Origin of the sequence: Bacteroides xylanisolvens XB1A (assembly GCF_000210075.1) — a bacterium.
In the GTDB taxonomy this organism is placed as follows: Bacteria; Bacteroidota; Bacteroidia; order Bacteroidales; family Bacteroidaceae; genus Bacteroides; species Bacteroides xylanisolvens.
In genome coordinates this window covers 4,414,873-4,432,195 of record NC_021017.1, presented here as the reverse complement: position 1 = coordinate 4,432,195, position 17,323 = coordinate 4,414,873, and the positions used below count along the sequence as shown (strand labels likewise).

14 protein-coding genes are annotated in these 17,323 nt (G+C 44.4%); 3 read left to right on the top strand and 11 right to left on the bottom strand.

Annotation, left to right across the window (positions count from 1 at the left end; genetic code table 11):
• Positions 1 to 220 precede the first annotated feature (220 nt).
• The 3 genes from BXY_RS16910 to BXY_RS16900 all read left to right on the top strand — a co-directional run bounded on the left by BXY_RS16910 (position 221) and on the right by BXY_RS16900 (position 3,193).
• Positions 221 to 1,732, top strand: a complete 1,512-nt coding sequence (locus BXY_RS16910; RefSeq protein ID WP_015532498.1) for a bifunctional ADP-dependent NAD(P)H-hydrate dehydratase/NAD(P)H-hydrate epimerase — start codon at positions 221 to 223, stop codon at positions 1,730 to 1,732.
• A gap of 72 nt (positions 1,733 to 1,804) precedes the next feature.
• Positions 1,805 to 2,872, top strand: coding sequence for a DUF4831 family protein (locus tag BXY_RS16905; protein WP_009039717.1), 1,068 nt, complete (start codon positions 1,805 to 1,807; stop codon positions 2,870 to 2,872).
• 36 nt (positions 2,873 to 2,908) lie between these two features.
• Positions 2,909 to 3,193, top strand: a complete 285-nt coding sequence (locus tag BXY_RS16900; protein WP_004301893.1) for a hypothetical protein — start codon at positions 2,909 to 2,911, stop codon at positions 3,191 to 3,193.
• 18 nt (positions 3,194 to 3,211) lie between these two features.
• On the opposite strand, the gene BXY_RS16895 is transcribed toward BXY_RS16900, so the two are convergent.
• From BXY_RS16895 to BXY_RS16845, 11 genes are all read right to left on the bottom strand, one after another.
• Positions 3,212 to 3,562 carry a PqqD family protein gene (locus tag BXY_RS16895; RefSeq protein ID WP_015532497.1) on the bottom strand — a complete coding sequence of 117 codons (351 nt, stop codon included), beginning with the start codon at positions 3,560 to 3,562 and terminating at the stop codon, positions 3,212 to 3,214.
• A gap of 97 nt (positions 3,563 to 3,659) precedes the next feature.
• Positions 3,660 to 5,048: an MFS transporter gene (locus BXY_RS16890; RefSeq protein WP_004309797.1), complete on the bottom strand. Its 1,389-nt coding sequence runs from the start codon at positions 5,046 to 5,048 to the stop codon at positions 3,660 to 3,662.
• A 249-nt stretch (positions 5,049 to 5,297) separates the two neighbouring features.
• Complete coding sequence (secG, locus tag BXY_RS16885; protein WP_004301890.1) at positions 5,298 to 5,693, bottom strand: preprotein translocase subunit SecG; 396 nt, start codon at positions 5,691 to 5,693, stop codon at positions 5,298 to 5,300.
• 6 nt (positions 5,694 to 5,699) lie between these two features.
• Positions 5,700 to 6,473, bottom strand: coding sequence for a hypothetical protein (locus BXY_RS16880; RefSeq protein WP_008775527.1), 774 nt, complete (start codon positions 6,471 to 6,473; stop codon positions 5,700 to 5,702).
• A gap of 5 nt (positions 6,474 to 6,478) precedes the next feature.
• On the bottom strand, positions 6,479 to 7,006 hold the full coding sequence (gene lptE / locus BXY_RS16875) for an LPS assembly lipoprotein LptE (protein ID WP_004301888.1): 528 nt from the start codon (positions 7,004 to 7,006) through the stop codon (positions 6,479 to 6,481).
• Complete coding sequence (locus BXY_RS16870; RefSeq protein WP_015532495.1) at positions 6,993 to 8,234, bottom strand: sigma-54 interaction domain-containing protein; 1,242 nt, start codon at positions 8,232 to 8,234, stop codon at positions 6,993 to 6,995. Before BXY_RS16870 ends, lptE begins: the two co-directional genes overlap by 14 nt.
• A gap of 9 nt (positions 8,235 to 8,243) precedes the next feature.
• A complete protein-coding gene (gene pdxA / locus BXY_RS16865) occupies positions 8,244 to 9,338 on the bottom strand; it encodes a 4-hydroxythreonine-4-phosphate dehydrogenase PdxA (RefSeq protein ID WP_008645324.1) in 1,095 nt (364 codons plus the stop codon).
• A gap of 4 nt (positions 9,339 to 9,342) precedes the next feature.
• Positions 9,343 to 10,383 (bottom strand): DUF4837 family protein, encoded by a 1,041-nt coding sequence (locus BXY_RS16860; RefSeq protein WP_004309802.1) that lies wholly within the window; start codon positions 10,381 to 10,383, stop codon positions 9,343 to 9,345.
• A gap of 18 nt (positions 10,384 to 10,401) precedes the next feature.
• A complete protein-coding gene (gene rlmN / locus BXY_RS16855) occupies positions 10,402 to 11,436 on the bottom strand; it encodes a 23S rRNA (adenine(2503)-C(2))-methyltransferase RlmN (RefSeq protein WP_004309803.1) in 1,035 nt (344 codons plus the stop codon).
• 103 nt (positions 11,437 to 11,539) lie between these two features.
• Positions 11,540 to 14,893 (bottom strand): DUF4062 domain-containing protein, encoded by a 3,354-nt coding sequence (locus tag BXY_RS16850; protein ID WP_015532494.1) that lies wholly within the window; start codon positions 14,891 to 14,893, stop codon positions 11,540 to 11,542.
• 210 nt (positions 14,894 to 15,103) lie between these two features.
• On the bottom strand, positions 15,104 to 17,245 hold the full coding sequence (locus BXY_RS16845) for a peptidylprolyl isomerase (RefSeq protein WP_015532493.1): 2,142 nt from the start codon (positions 17,243 to 17,245) through the stop codon (positions 15,104 to 15,106).
• Positions 17,246 to 17,323 lie beyond the last annotated feature (78 nt).

Here is a 17,323-nt window from a genome sequence, read left to right as displayed (position 1 = left end):
TTCAGGAGAAATAAAAGTAAGTTCATAATGGTGCTGCATTGAATTATTTTTTGGCGGAGTTATTCTAACACTTAATAGTTCAAAAGCAGATATTTCTCTGACCCAAAGATAGAACTAATGATGAATTAAAAGTTGCAATTATGGTTTTCTTCCCACAACAAACGGGAAAAGTCAGAAGAATCATGTACATTTGTAATCCGAAAACTAAAAGAACATCGCAATGAAAATATTTCCAAGCAGCAGTATCAAGAAATTGGACGCTTATACCATTGAGAACGAACCTATTGCATCAATCGATCTGATGGAACGTGCAGCAACCGTATTAACAAAAGCCATCACAGACAGATGGAATACAGAAACGCCGGTCACTATCTTTGCCGGACCGGGGAATAATGGCGGAGACGCTCTCGCCGTAGCCCGCATGATGGCTGAAAAAGGATATAAAATCGAGGTATTTCTCTTCAACACGAAAGGAGAACTTTCACCCGACTGCCAGACCAATAAAGAATTGGTAGAAATGATGGAAGAAGTAAAATTCCACGAAATCAGTACCCAATTCGTACCTCCCGTCCTGACGCCCGACCATCTGGTAATCGACGGATTATTCGGTTCAGGTCTGAACAAACCGTTGAGCGGCGGATTCGCTGCCGTAGTGAAATACATCAATTCCTCCCCTGCTATGGTAGTAGCCATCGACATTCCTTCCGGACTGATGGGAGAAGAAAACACATTCAACGTAAAAGCTAATATTATCCGTGCCGACGTAACTTTCAGTCTGCAACTGCCGAAGCTCGCCTTTCTTTTCGCAGAGAACACGGAATTTGTCGGAGAATGGGAAGTGCTGGACATCCAATTAAGCGAAGACGGTATTGAAGAGATGGAAACGAACTACGAAATGTTGGAAATAGAGCAAATCCGTTCACTCATCAAGCCACGCAAACAGTTTGCCCACAAGGGGAACTTCGGCCATGCACTATTGATTGCCGGTTCAAAAGGAATGGCAGGAGCCTCTGTTCTCGCTGCCCGCGCCTGCCTCCGTTCGGGAGTAGGGTTGCTGACTGTCCATGCGCCAATGTGCAACAACGACATCTTGCAAACCTCCATACCCGAAGCAATCGTAGAAACCGACATCAACGAAACCTGTTTTGCCGTACCTACCGACACGGACGACTATCAAGCAGTCGGCATCGGCCCGGGACTGGGACGAAACGAGGAAACGGAAGCTGCCTTGTTGGAACAACTGGAACACTGCCAGACTCCTGTTGTAGTGGATGCCGACGCACTTAATATCCTCGCCAACCACCGTCATGCACTTACCCACCTACCGAAGGGTTCCATCCTCACCCCGCATCCGAAAGAACTGGAACGTCTGACCGGCAAATGCCAGGACTCTTACGAACGTCTGATGAAGGCCTGCGAACTGGCCCGTGCCGCCCATGTTCACATTATTTTAAAAGGAGCCTACTCCGCCATCATCACCCCCGAAGGTAAATGTTTCTTCAACCCAACCGGAAATCCGGGAATGGCAACCGGAGGTAGCGGTGACGTACTGACCGGAGTAATCCTGGCACTGCTTGCCCAAGGTTACCCCACCGAGGAAGCCGCTAAAATCGGCACTTACATTCACGGACTGGCGGGCGATGTCGCTCAAAAGAAGCAAGGAATGATCGGAATGATCGCAAGCGATATTATCACCTGTCTGCCGACAGCATGGCGACTTGTAAGCGAATAAAAGTTAAGAACTTACCCTTTTTTCAATAACTTCATTAACTTTGTTTTCAAAACCAGTTAAAAAGAACCGAATATGAAAAAGTTGATTATAGCAGCAGGACTACTTATGACAACGTCCGCCTATGCACAAACCGAAGTACTGACGGGGGTTACCCGAGGAAAAGACTATGGAGTGGTTTACAGTCTTCCCAAAACCCAAATAGAACTTGAAATAAAAGCCAACAAAGTCAACTATACTCCCGGAGAATTCAGCAAATATGCTGATCGTTACCTGCGACTGACCAACGTCTCCGCCGACCCTGAAGAGTATTGGGAACTAGCTAGCGTAAAAGTGAAATCCGTAGGTGTGCCCAACAGCGAAACTACGTATTTCGTAAAATTGAAGGATAAGACAGTAGCACCGCTTATGGAACTGACAGAGGATGGCATTGTGAAAACGATCAATGTTCCTTACAGCAATAGCAGTGCAGGCAAAAAAGCTGCTCCCGCCCCCGCAGTCCTCCAAAAGAAAGCGAATCCTCGCGAATTCCTGACCGAAGAGATTCTGATGGCTAGCTCTACCGCCAAGATGGCCGAGCTGGTGGCTAAAGAGATCTATAATATCCGCGAAAGCAAAAATGCCTTATTGCGCGGACAAGCTGATAATATGCCTTCAGATGGGGCACAGCTTAAGATTATGCTCGACAATCTGAATGCACAGGAAGAAGCCATGACACAAATGTTCTCCGGCACCTGCAACAAAGAAGAAAGAACATTCACTGTCCGCCTTACCCCTGACAAGGAATTCAACAATGAAGTTGCTTTCCGCTTCTCGAAGAAGTTAGGTGTAGTTGCCAACAATGATTTGGCAGGAACTCCGTTTTATATCAGTCTGAAAGACCTGAAATCGGTCAAGATGCCACAGGAAGACGGTAAGAAGAAGAAAGATTTGGATGGAATCGCCTACAACGTCCCCGGACAAGCTATGGTTACACTGACCGACGGTAAAAAGAAACTTTACGAAGGTGAGCTTCCTATTACCCAATTCGGTGTGATAGAATATCTGGCTCCGGTTTTGTTCAACAAGAATTCTACCATCAAAGTTTATTTTGATCCGAATACGGGAGGATTGCTCAAAGTGGACAGAGAAGAAGGGAAATAGAAAAACAAGGAAGTGAACTTCTAAAAAACAAAGAATATGGTTGGTGAAGGACATGCATTCGACATGATACGCCGAATAAAAGAGGGACGGGAAGCTTCCCGCCTACGTCGTGAACGTGCTAACGATAAGTTGAAGCATCTAAACCGTGCAAACGAACCTTATCCACTACCTAACACCACTCCTGAAGAAATGGAACGTATCATCCACGACTCGGAGAAAAAGAAAGAGAAAGACAGCAATTATTTTGTTTGGGGAACGCTTATTATCATGGGAGTCCTGATAGCAATTGCCGTCATACTTTGGGCTGTATTTATCAAATAAATAATAATAAGTTCCTATTTATACGACTGGTATCACCAGTTTTATAAATCCATCTTTCTGCATTTGAGAAAGATAAGCCGATACACGCAACTCGTAGCCCTCTTCATTTTGAAAGTGGTCTGCGAGTTTTTCTATAATCTCACGAACATTGCGTTTTCCATCTATCAGTTCCCATACAGCTGTACCGTGTTCTTCCAATTTCACATGAAGTTCTTTCGACATTCCTTTTGGCACAAGGAAGCGTTGCATCCACGGATATTTAAGACGGGGAAAGGAGAGCACAATTGTCTCCCCTTCCCTTTCTGCTGTAATATGTTCACTGCGACAGGGAATGACCTCTAACAGGTTGATTTTCTCTTTGGCAGCCATACTTCTTATTTTTTATTTCAGAGTATTCATACTGATACTCTTCTGTTTACACCTTGATACAAAATTCCTTTGTTACTTTAGGTATTGAATTTCCTAGTTACTTTTGGATATTCGCCTCTTCCAAACCGTATCCCTTCTTCTTGTTCTCTGCCTTCAACATCAAAGCCACAATCAGAGCAAGCACACCAAAGAGAGCAAAAATAGCCATCGGCAACGTGTAATCATAAGTCTGTGCACCGTCTACTACCGGACCTTTGCAATAAGTATTCAACACCCATCCGATCAACAAAGGAACACCCATCAATCCCCAGTTCTGTACCCAGAAAATCAATGCATATGCGGTACCCAACTGTTTTTCCGGAATAATCTTCGGAACAGACGGCCACATAGCTGAAGGCACCAACGAGAAGGCAAATCCCAATATAATCATGATGATAGTAGCAAACCACCATATATTCAGTATAGGCAGAGCAAACATCGTATGCACAAAAATAAGCATCACTGATCCGATTATCATCAATGTGGCTCCCTTACCAATACGGTCATAAAGCGAGCCGAACAACGGAGTCAGGATAATCGCACCAATCGGCAACAATCCGGGAATCGTTCCCGCCAACTTCGGATCTACATTATACTTCTGCACCATCAAGTCGGCAGCATACTTGATAAAGGGGAATACAGCCGAGTAGAACAATACACATAGTAATGCAATCAACCAGAATCCCTTATTCGTAATGATATACACAATATCTTTCATACGGAACGGCTCTTCCGGTTCCAATCCCTCTGCATCCAAAGAAGCATCCAACTTCTTATCATAGAAAGTATAAAGGAAGAAAGCAATCGTACCCACGCACAACATAATCAGACAAAACAAAATCGGAGCAGGAATATTGGTATGGAATGTGCCACTCTCATCCGTAGATCCGAAAAAGTCGGCCAAAGGAACCGTGAGCACCATTGCCAGAGTTGTTCCGATACGTGCCGTAGCCATTTCAAGTCCCATAGCCAATGCCATTTCCTTACCCTTGAACCATTTCACGATAATTTTGGAAACTGTGATACCGGCAATTTCCACACCTACACCGAAGATAGCATACCCCAATGCAGCCAGGGTTACCTGTGTTTTGAATCCGAAGAGCATGGCACCTTCCGGAAAAGTAGTAGAAATCGCATAGTATTTCAATCCACAACCAAACACCATCAATAAGCAAGCCCCCATTCCGGTGAAACGAACTCCCATCTTATCCAAAATGATACCACCGAAGATCAGCATCAATAGGAATACATTAAACCACCCGTAAGCGCTTGTGAAGAAACCATAATCAAGACTGTCCCATAGTAGTTCTTTCTCAAGCATGGGTTTTAGAGGAGACATTACGTCAGTGAGGAAATAGCCGCATAGCATAGTAAATGCGACCAATGCTAGAACACTCCATCGGAGTACGGCGGAGTCATTCAATTTCTGTTTCAAATGTTCTGTCATTGTTATATTAAAAAATAGTAGTTAATAATCTTCATACGACCAACAAAGGTAGTTAAATCTCGTTTGTTTCTATCAAAAAGAGATTGTTTTTACAAGAAAAAGTTAAGTGCGGATTACACTGACCACGCGGAAGATTGAAAATCCGTGTAATCTGCGTAATCCGCACTTAAATATCAAAGAAATGCAGCATCCGTCTGCACCTTCCCATTAATGGTTTTACCCCAAAGTCTTACCTGACAACGGAGTGAATTACTCTGCTGCAGGAGCAGGAGTTTCAGTAGCCGGTGCCGGAGTTTCTGTAGCAGGTGCATTGGTAGCAGGAGCTTCAGTTTGCGGCGCAGCCGTACCTGCGGGTAAGTTATACGGGTTAGTCTGTTGTTCTTTCTGTGCCTGTTCCAACACTGCGTCTTTAGCAACAGCAGAGCGAGGAACTACATAAGCAGTAGCAATGCTCATTACCACCATGAAGATAGCTAAGCCCCATGTTGCTTTTTCCAGAAAATCTGTAGTCTTGCGCACGCCCATGATGGCGTTAGATGAAGAGAAACCAGAAGCAAGTCCGCCTCCTTTTGAGTTCTGAATCAGCACGATGAAACACATCAACAAGGCTGCAATAACCATTAAGATAACGAATAATAAGTACATTTTTAGTTATTTTGAATTAGCGTTAATAATCAATTTCTCCAAAAATCTGATTTGGTCTGCAAAGTAAGCATTTTTTTTTGGATATTTCAAGCTTAATTTTTTAATTATTTCAAGAGCTTTTGAATATCGTTGCTGTTTAACATAGATTTTTGCCAAAGTTTCCGTAAAACAGCTGTCATCTTCCTCTTCTTCCTTCATCGTTTCTTCTTCGGTAAGTTCGTCCGAAGAGGTTGGCGAAGATGGCATTTCTTCTCTTAAAGGTTTCTTGCAGAGGGGAGAGTCGCTCTCGCTCTTTTCTATAAAGTCGTCAATCAGTTCGTAGCCTTTGAGTTTGGGTGTTTCTTCGGCCGGCTGTTCCGTGGCCGGAGTCTCCTCCAAAAGATAAGAGGTGTAATCCATCGAATAGTCGAAGCTGGTCCGGGCAGTCACCTCTTCGGGTACTGTGGACAAGAAAGCGTCGATCAATGCTAATGTGCGGTCTACGGACGGTTCGTCTTTCAGCACCTCCGTGAGAGGTACTCCCTTTTTCCGTGCTTGCACATCATAGCGGTCACCTTCAATCAACCGGAACAACTGCCGTCTGTCTGCAATGTAAAGAACTGCTTTCCGCAGTTCTCCACCAAAACTAATATCATGGAGAATATACAGATTCTTCAGATACAGCAGACGAAGTGACTGAAAATACGGATACCTCGCAAGAAGATTGCGCAGTTCGTACAAAGTATCCCTATTCAGCGTCTCGGGATGCTGAATCCATTGTTGAAAGTTAACAGAAGTCATTTATATTACCAGTTTGCTACAGTTGCATTAAAAATTTGGTCGGTGATCTCTTTAGACATTTCAGCAATCAATCCGTCCTGTACAGCAGTCAACAACTGGGTAGAGTCGTAGGTACGGAACGCAGAAAACTGTTGTTCAAAGTCTTCGGCATGATTGGTGTTGTTGACAAAACGTACATTGACGGTGATAGTCAACTTCGTCTCCGAAGAATAACCGTCGGCAGATACTGCCTGATTGTACTGATTGTACCCTGTGATTTCTCCGTCAATCTGCAAGTCGGCATTTTGACTCGGCTTGAGCAGTTGCAGACGAGTCTGCCGGATGAAGATATCTTTCAGGTCCTCATTGAACTTGGTTGCCAACGGAGCATACACATACTCCGACTTGATCGGGAAGTCGGCTATCGAAATGGTCTTTACCTTATCATAATTGATAGACGATCCGTTAAACTTATAGGAAACAGTGCACGCAATGACTACCAACGGCAAGCCGAACAGTAACAAAGGGCGTATTATTTTCTTAATCCAATTCATATTCTTTTATTTTTCTATAAAGTGTACGCTCGGAAATATTCAAGTCCTTGGCCGCACTCTTCCGCTTTCCATGATGCCTCTCAAGTGCTTTGCGTATCATTTCTTTCTCCACTTCGTCCAGTGACAAAGGAGATTCTTCTACATATTCTTCCGTGTCTTGTATGTCATCATCATCCTTGCAAACCGTGGGCTGCATGGTGTGAATAATAGCAGGTACCGAAGATTGATGCGCCGTCACTACCGGAGTAGTAACCACCGTTCCCATTTGTCCTACCTGCCCCACCTGTCCGGCACGTTCCGCCATCAGGTTGTGCACCATCTTCTTCAGCTCCGCCACTTCCTGGCGCATATCGAACAGAACAGAATAAAGAATCTCCCGTTCGCTCTCAAAGCCTTTACTCTCACGCGTTCCCATCAGCGCGGGAAGACGTTGCGTATTTTGTGCGGGAAGATAATTCTGCAAGATAGCAGCAGAGATCTCCCTGTTGGTTTCAATGATAGATATTTGCTCGGTGATGTTCTTCAACTGGCGCACGTTTCCGGGCCACGGGTAAGCCAACAACTCTTTCTTCGCATCCTCCGTCAACTGAATAGCAGGCATCCGGTATTTCTCTGCAAAGTCTGCGGAAAACTTACGGAACAACAAAAGTACATCGTCACCACGTTCACGCAAAGGCGGTATTTGGATAGGCACCGTATTCAACCGGTAATATAAATCTTCACGGAAACGTCCTTCTGCAATCGCTTGTGTCAGATTGACATTGGTAGCCGCCACCACACGCACATCCGTTTTTTGTACTTTGGACGAACCTACTTTCATAAACTCGCCACTCTCCAGTACACGGAGCAAACGTGCCTGGGTAGACATCGGCAACTCCCCTACTTCATCAAGAAAAATAGTACCGCCGTCGGCTTCGCCAAAGTACCCTTTCCGTTCGCCAATCGCACCGGTAAACGCACCTTTCTCATGTCCGAACAGTTCGGAATCAATCGTACCTTCCGGAATAGCGCCACAGTTGACAGCAATATACTGTCCGTGCTTCCTCCGGCTATATTGATGAATAATCTGCGGAAAACTTTCTTTTCCGACTCCACTTTCTCCGGTAATCAGCACAGACAAATCGGTAGGAGCTACCTGAATGGCAACATCTATGGCGCGCGACAATGCTTCAGTATTTCCAATAATACCGAAACGCTGTTTCACTTGTTGTATCTCTGCTTTCGTCATCACTCGTTTTTAATCTTCGTCTACTGTATCCAGCTTCAGTTTATCACTATCGTCACGTTTCTCGTAATACTGTTTACGCAACGGATTGGCACGAGCCACTTTTTCCCGCTGACGATTACGGAACACGTCGATGGCAACATAGATTGCCTGACGGAAAGAATCTTCACAAGCCACTCCCTTGCCTGCAATATCGTATGCCGTTCCATGAGCCGGAGAAGTACGTACTACCGGCAGTCCTGCCGTATAGTTCACCCCGTCTTCCATAGCCAAGGCCTTAAACGGAGCCAGCCCTTGATCGTGATACATCGCCAGGATACCGTCAAAATGAGTATAATTGCCCGAACCCATAAAGCCATCGGCCGCATAAGGACCGTAGCAAAGGATTCCTTTTTCTTCCATTTCTTTCATGGCAGGGATAATCACTTCCTGCTCTTCCATTCCCAACAAACCACCGTCTCCGGCATGAGGATTGAGAGAGAGCACCGCAATACGCGGAGCGCCGATACCGAAATCCTGTTTCAGACAACGATGGAATATCATCAGTTTCTCCTGAATCAGTTCTTTGGTAATCGTAGTCGCGATCTCTCTGACAGGGATATGTGTCGTCACCAAAGCCACCCGGAAATCATTCTTCATCAAAATCATCAATGACTTATCACCATTGCCCAGACGTTCTTCGATATATTCCGTATGTCCGGGGAAAGAGAACTCTTCCGACTGAATCGTATGTTTGTTGATCGGAGCTGTTACGATAACGTCTATCAACCCTTCGCGATATTCTTCGATGGCACGTTCCAAAGCCCCCAACGCAGCTTTACCGGCTTCGGGATCGGGTTTGGAAAATTCCACTTTCACCTCATCATCCGTACAGTTCACCACGCTCAAACGGTTGTACCCCGCTTCGGTAGCAGAGTTGACAATGCTGAAATTGGTCTGTATATCCAGCGCTTTGCGATGATAAGCCGCTACTTTCGGTGAGCCATAAATGATCGGAGTACATAGTTCCAACATCGTAGGGTCGGAAAATGTCTTAAGAATCACCTCATAGCCCACCCCGTTAATATCTCCTTGGGTGATACCTATCCTTATCTTGTTATCTTCCATGTTTTTATTTATTAGTTTGTTCCGCTTCCTTAGATGCCTCTCCCAATGGAATCTGCTTCTGCTGAACTTCATTCGGAAGTTTCAGTGTATACAGAGATGCTTCCATCTGGCGTACCAGGTTGCGTTTCATTTTATCAGGTGAATAAACAAATATTTCTGCTGTAATAATTCGTTGGTTTTTCTCGTCCAGACGAGTATGAGACACATACGGACCACCCATAAAGTCGCCCTTCATACGCCACAGGCCACGTGCTTCCATTGTGTAGCTGTTCTGTACATTGATCGGACGGACATCGGTCAGCAAACTATCGGTCGACATATAAACGCCTTCCTTGAATCCGGGGATATTGGCTTTCATCACGGAGTCACGTTTGTGCACAAAATATTCTTTGGTAAACGTATCCTTGTCAGTGTACGGATAAGAGTACATCACAAAGTTACGGTCAGCAGTACCTGTGTTGGTAGAAGCCCAAAAGAAATCATCCCCGGTCTTTGAATTAGCCAGTTCGGCATCCACCCAGATGTCGCATCCGAACAAACTGTCCACTTTCTGCGAAATGAAATTACTGTGTTTCCCTTCCAGGAACGTAATCTGACGGTTCATTTCCGCACGGGTAAAGAAGTCGACAATCGTCTTTTTGTTCTCTTCCACAAACTTCTCAAACTCTTCTTCGTTCGGAGCCTGGATAGTCAATATCATCTGCGGATTGGCATACACGTCCTTCGCATATTTGAACGAGGCTTTCGTATATATATCCTGTATATCTACAATAATAATGTTACGTATCAACTTCAGCGTAGAATCATAATCTTTCGGTGAAGTATACATAATCCGGAAAGAAGGTTCCGACTGCGGCAAACCGGGCATATCAGCATCGAGCGCATCATGTAAAGCCCTTCCGGCAGCACGATCCCAAACACCGTGATCTACTACAACCAAAAGCTCGTAAGCACGACCACTAGAGGTGTGATTTCCTTTCAGACCACAAGATGCAACGACAAAGGCTACCAAAGCGATGCATAAAATAAAAGAGTACTTTTTCATGATGTTCGGTTTTATATATTAACTTTCATTATTTTTCTCCTGTTTCGCTGTCGACAGCATACCGCAAGCGGCAAAAATATCTTCGCCTCTGGATGAACGGATAGTGGTGAAAAGTCCGTGTGACGTCAGATAATCACGAAAACGGGTCATCGTATCCATGTCCGCCCCCTCGAGGTCTACCCCCGGTATGGCATGAAAACGAATCAGATTCACCCTGCAATCCAGCCCGCGAAGAAGTTTCAGCAACTCTTTGGCATAGACCTGCGAATCATTGAGCCCTTTAAAAACAATATATTCAAACGAAAGTCGACGTTGTTTACTAAAATCATAGTTTTTTAACAGTTCCACCATTTCGGTGATTGAAAACGCCTTTTCCGCCGGCATTAATTCAGCACGCTGAACGGTCAGCGGAGAGTGAAGGCTGATGGCAAGGTGGCAGTCATTTTCTTCGATAAAGCGCTGCAATCCTTTCCGTAGCCCGACAGTAGAAAGCGTGATACGCTTCGGACTCCATGCGTAACCGTAGGTAGCGGTCAGTAGTTCCAATGCCTTCAATACCTCATCCAGGTTATCGAGCGGCTCGCCCATTCCCATCATTACGACATTAGTCAGTTTGTCCCGTTCCGGCAGCGAATGAATCTGGTTTATGATCTGGCTGGCGGTCAGGTTAGCGGTATACCCCTGTTTGCCGGTCATACAGAACTTACAGTTCATCTTGCAGCCCACTTGTGACGACACGCACAACGTTGCCCGGTCATCATCCGGTATATAAACCGACTCTACAAAATGGTTCTCACCCACTTTATAAAGATACTTCACCGTACCATCTACAGAGCGCATTTCATCTACCGGAGCTTCCGCTCCCACCTCATAGTTCTGCTTGAGCAACTCCCGGTGTTTCAATGACAAATTAGTCATATCATCAATCGAGGCTACCTTCTTTTCGTAAAGCCAGGATGCAATCTGCTTGGCAGCAAAGCCGGGCATACCCAGTCTTTTTGTCAATGATTGAAGCTCTACAAGAGTCATTCCTAAAAGGGGATATTTAGACATTCTTCTTTCTGTTGATAGTTTATATCTGCAAATGTAAGGAAATAAAGTCGATTTCCGTATAGCAGGAATGTAAAAGTTAACAAAAAAGGAAAGTATGCCTCCGTTATGATTCAACCACGCTGATATATTGAAGTAGCTTTTGCGCCATTTCAGAATCCTCGCCATTCTTTTTCACTTCATGACCGTACGCCTCACGGAAACAAGCCAGCGCCTCTTCCCGTTCATTACAAAAGCTGTGCAAAACCCCTAGGTTCTGACAAGCCAGAATCGTATCTTCATCCTCCCATCCCAGATATTTCTTTCGCAGTTCAAGCTCTCTGAAGAAAGCCTCTTTCGCCATTGGATAATTCTCCAACTTCACATAAGCCTGTGCTTTGTAATAATATACCAGACAGGAAGCATTAGGGTCAGTATCATCGTGAAAATCCAAAGACGTTGCAATACGAATCACGTTATCATAGTCTTTATTCATGTAATACTGCTGCATAATATCACATCTCAATGCCTCGTAGCGGACAGTCAATTCCGCCAGACGCGGTTTTTCGCTGAAATACATTTCATGCAGAAGAGACTCACGGAAGAATAAAGTAGACGCCTGCTCATCGCCACGTTCATTCATCATCCGTTTGAATTCCCTGCACAGATAATACAACTGTTTATGACAAGCGACGATCTGTTTTTTGCTATCTATCTGTATAGCAATGTCCAACGCCTGATTCATCAGCATCCATGCTTCATCGTATCGTTTGATATAATAAAGACATTTACCCTGCATACGCAAACATTTAGCCACTCCACCGGACAGTCTGCCATTCAATGACTCGTGCATTTCAGCTACTTTCCGGAATTTCTCGGCAGCACTCTCTTCCTCATCCTTATAGTAATCACAATAAGCCAGATATTCGGAAAGTTCAATGACTTCTGCCTGACTCTTCTCGTCAGCAGAAGCCGCATGATAATCAAGCGCCCTATTCAAATAGATCGCCGCTTCATTGTATTGCTCATTGTAGTAATATGCCAGAGCTAGATTTCGGCAGGTGTTGGCAATCTCCAGTTCCGGAGTCGGTACAATGTTTTCCTGCATCACCAATGCTTTCAAGAAACAGTCGCATGCCGTTTCGTATTCTTCATTACGGGCATACCGGCATCCCTCATTCATCTTCAATACCGACTTGGCAATGAGTGGCATGGCAGCACCTTCCATACTCTTCTCACTCACAGCAGCTGCCGCCTTCGTCAGATGGAAAGAACTGCTCAAGAAAGTAGCCATATCATTAGCAATGACAGGAATTAAAAAAGAATCGATCTCATCAAAGTCCAATTCGGCATAGACTTCAGGCGTAACTTCAGGATTGTCGTTCATGATCGCCTTCCAGCTATCTTCCAACAGAGAACGATTCGTGCGATACAGAATCTCGAAAATCTCCACATCACAAATCCAATCCTTCAATATATCCCATTCTTGCATCTTATAGCATTGATAGGTAATCTCCACTTTATAACGATACGAATCATGGTAGCAGAACTGTTTCATGCGATAGTTATAATCGGCAAAAGTCAACGGATGGGAAAGGATTTCTTCCTCATCCAGCAGAGCGGAAATAATTTCATGGCGACTATCATCTATACATTCGTCATCTTGAGCGAAATAGCGTTCGATTGCCTCTACCATTTGTGTGTCACCAATGCAATATCGCCCTCCTTTGTTGGTGAGCCAGCTGCTCATTTCCACTCTCAACTGCGACCAAAGTATCTGATTAATGTCTGCCATGCTCTTCACTTCATCTTCGGTAAATCCTTCTAAAGTAAGTGAAAGCATCAGAAGCGTTCTTCCAATCTCTTCGAAACCATAATCAGCCGACAAACGCCGTAACACACTGTCATAGAATTGCCCAACCTCATTGAGCCGGCAATATCCACTCATATATTCATTGAGAGCATCGTACTGACCGAACGAAACCAGCTCGTTGAGCAATACACTTAAACAGCGCGGTTGTTTAGCCAGCACCCACGAAGCAAGAATATCTTCCTGTTGTGCAGACAAAGCCTTGGAGTAAGTAGACAAATATTGCTTTGAGAACGACTTGGCATCCGCCTGTGAAAAGCCATTCAACTGGAAATGGGCGTAGCCATTCTGAACAAAGGGCAGGTAGGCAGTGGATGACGCAGAAAAGCTCAACACGACTTTCACGTTCGGGGGAATAGATGCAAATAAAGAAAACAGGGATGCTTCAGTCGGATTCAGATAACTGATGTCATCAATCAACAGAATGATAGGGTATCTTGATGCACCCAGCGCACTCCACAACTGACTGAACTTTTGAATAGAATTCAAATCTTCTTCAATCTCCTTGAGGTTTCGAAGTGTGTTCCCTGAAAAAGTGTTCAAGCCAGCATCTCCCATCAAAACCGAGTTTTTCACGGCGTCCATGATGGATTTGGCAGTGCTTTGGGTCGAGTCCAGTTCTTTTGAGACTTCCGCTGCGAACAAATTTTCTTCACCCAAAGATTGATGCTTGAGTGCGTTCTGGCATTTGGAAGCTAACATTCTCGCCAACGTTTCCGGATAGGAAGACAATGTAGTACTATCCAAGCGATGATAGATAGGAATCATCGGCATATCATTGTTCACCAAATCGCTCCAATGAGCCAACAAAGCGCTCTTGCCAAGACCGCAACCGCCCGTTACCACCAGACACCGCTGTTCATCCGCCGCCAAAAAATCAGCAAACGCCTGATCTGCTTCAGGTATTGGGTGATAGTTGAATAAGAGTTCATTGCGCGTCAGTTGTTCTTGCAATGCTTGATTATCTTCAACGGTCAGTACATCCGGAAACTCCCGTTCAAGCAATTCCGTGAAAGCAGCTTCCACAAGGTTACACAACTGATCGGGCGAATCATACTCCTGCACAGGATAACGATCCTGTTGCAAAATACTCTCTTTCAGACGTTTCAATTTAAGAGACTCCTCTTCAGGGCAAGACAGTTCATCATCTGCCGACTGTTTTATATAAAAATAGGCATGTAACGGATTGGGATTGCGCAGTACACCAAACTGCATTTCAATTTCCGTCACACTCAAATGGTGATTCAAGTCATCTTCTATCCAACGATATTCCAAGCTGTCATTGAGAGTTTGAGATAAATCTTCATAATTGGGACACCATCCATAGCGGTCGCCTACCATACCAATGAAGAAAGGCCGGGAGTTAACGATCTCTTTCAGGCATATTTCAACAACCTTGCCGCTTTTCGCATCTTCTTCTGTGATTCCCCAACGCAAATCAACCAATGAAATGGTGGCACCACGGCTGGCAGCCTTCACTTGCAAACCCTTAAAGAGTTTGACTAATGCAGAACGTTCCATCTCCATGTCTCTGAACGTTGACGAAAGGAATACACGGATAACACGTGAATTTTCAGCGGGAACTGAATACTGGGCTAGTTGTTTAGTCATAATATAGATTCGTATTAGTTAATGAAGTATTTCGCAAAGCCAATTGATAAAGATTAGCAAGATATGGAAATTTAATCAGATAACAAAGACCATAAACAAAAAAACGACCACAAAAAAGGCACGGATTACACGGGTTTCGCGGTTCCCTCAAAAGTTTAAACCGCGTAAATCCGTGTAATCCGTGCCTAATATCTATTACTTGCTACTTGTTTAGAAGAACAAGAAGCGTGTATCTTTTACGTTTGCTTTCAGATACAAATCATTCATCAGACGGCTGGCAAAACGTGCGTGCATGTTAGTCAGCGTAGCTTCTTCAGCTTTTGCGTCGAATGTTTCGTTCAACTTGTCTCTACCGTATACTTGCAATACAAATACTCCGGCGTTACCTTTAATAGGAGCGCTCAACTGATTCACTTCAGCTGCAGAAGCATAAGCACCTACCAGCGGTTCGCTGCTGCGCAATGCTGATACGTATGCAGGAGCTGCAAAAGTAACCATCTTCAAAGAGTCGCTGACTGCATTAGTCATCTCTTTGTACTGGTTGAATGAAGTTGCATTGGCAGCTTTCATGTCAGCCATAATCTTTTCAGCTTTCTTATCTTTTACGATTTCAGCTCTCAACTGATCCTGTACTGCTTTCAACGGACGATATCCTTCCGGCTTAATGCCTACCAGACCTACTACCATCATGTGATCGCTTTCGCCACATTCGTACAAGCCGGAAACATCACCCGGTTTTGCTTTATCAAACGCCCATCTCAACGCTTCTTTTGTACCTCTTACACCACCGATATTGTGTTCAGAGCTGCTCAAATCCATTCTGTCGAGCAGTCTGTAACCGGCTTCTTCAGCGTTAGCTACCATCTTTTCTACACTCGGATTAGCTGCGATAAACTGGCTGAAATCATTATAAGCACGGTTGTAAGTTTCTTTGCTGAACTCTACTTCACGTTTGATAACAGCTACTTTATATTTGTCTTTTACAGATTTCTTGTTCGTTACCTGAAGAATTACGTTTGCTTGTCCCATCGGCAAGTTCACCAGTTCGTTTACACCTGCATTGTTGATAGCAGAGATGAATTTCAGGTTATCGCCGTCTATCTGCGCACCTTCATACTGTGCAGAAGTTAGCCAGTTTGCATCACCAGTCTGACCATATTTCTTTGCCAGATCAGCAAAGTTAGCGCCGCCTTTGATCGCATTGTAGATACTATCAGCCAAGGTCTTTGTCTTCACAGCATCTTCTGCGTATACCTGAATCTGACGGAATTCGACAGAGTCGGCAGCAGCAGCTTTAGCTACAATTTTGAAAGAGTTGATTGTATTGTCGGCACCGTTATAGTAAGGACCATAAATAGTACCTATCGAAGCAGAGTCCAAACGGGCAACTACATCTGACGGGAAAGCTGTTTTGTTATAGAACAAGTCTACATAAGGAGCTTCCGAGCCAGTCGAGCGGATGAAAGAAGTATAATCTTCCGTAGTAGTAGCCAACTGTTCAGTAGCTTCGTCCACTTCTTTCTGGATAGCAGCTCTGTCTTCAGCACTTGCAGTCACTTGTACATCAATGTACTTGATGTCACGAGTTTCCTGATATTGCTTGAATTGTTCTTTCTTCTTGTTATACAAGTCTTTCAGTTCCGATTCTTTCACTACGATTGTAGAGTCCACTACAGAAGAGTAAGGAATACCAGCCATCAACACGTTGTACTGGTTCACTCTTGCATCGAAAGCGTCCTGTGCTTCCACCGGATTAGAAAGAAGAGCTTTAGACACCAATGCCTGATACTTTTCTGCCAGACGGCTCTCGATCAGTGTTTTCTGAATGAAAGACCAGTATTTATACATGTTATTGTATTGTTCAGCATACTGTGCCGGCATTTGTGATTCGCTCATCTTGGCATATTCCACGAGGAACTTGTTCAACATATCCTTGTCGAAGTTTCCTGTTTGCGGATTCTGGAAAGGAGTTTGTCTCAACAAAGGATGAACGCCAGCTTTCAGGATGTCCTGGATTTCAGCAGCAGAAACAGTCAGTCCCAATGCTTTTGCTTCTTTTTCAATCAGTTTATTGTTTACGTAGGAACGCCATACTTCATCGCGCACCTGATTGGTTTGTTCGTCATTCAAGGCGGTCACCCCACGCATGAGTTTCACCACTTCGGTATATTCTTCTACCAAATTCTGATACTCTTGAGCGGAAAGAGCGTCTCCGTTCACCTCACCTACGTCATGTGCCTGATGCGGCTGCATCACCTTCCATGCGTCACCCGCAATGAAAGCAAACAGCGCCAAGCCGATAACAATCACCAATAGAGGTCCTTTCGACCTAATGTTTTGTAACGTTGCCATTTTGATTAATACGATTTATGTTTATTATTATTTCTTTCTTTTGTCGTTTTAGCGCACGAAGATACAAAAAATGCTAAT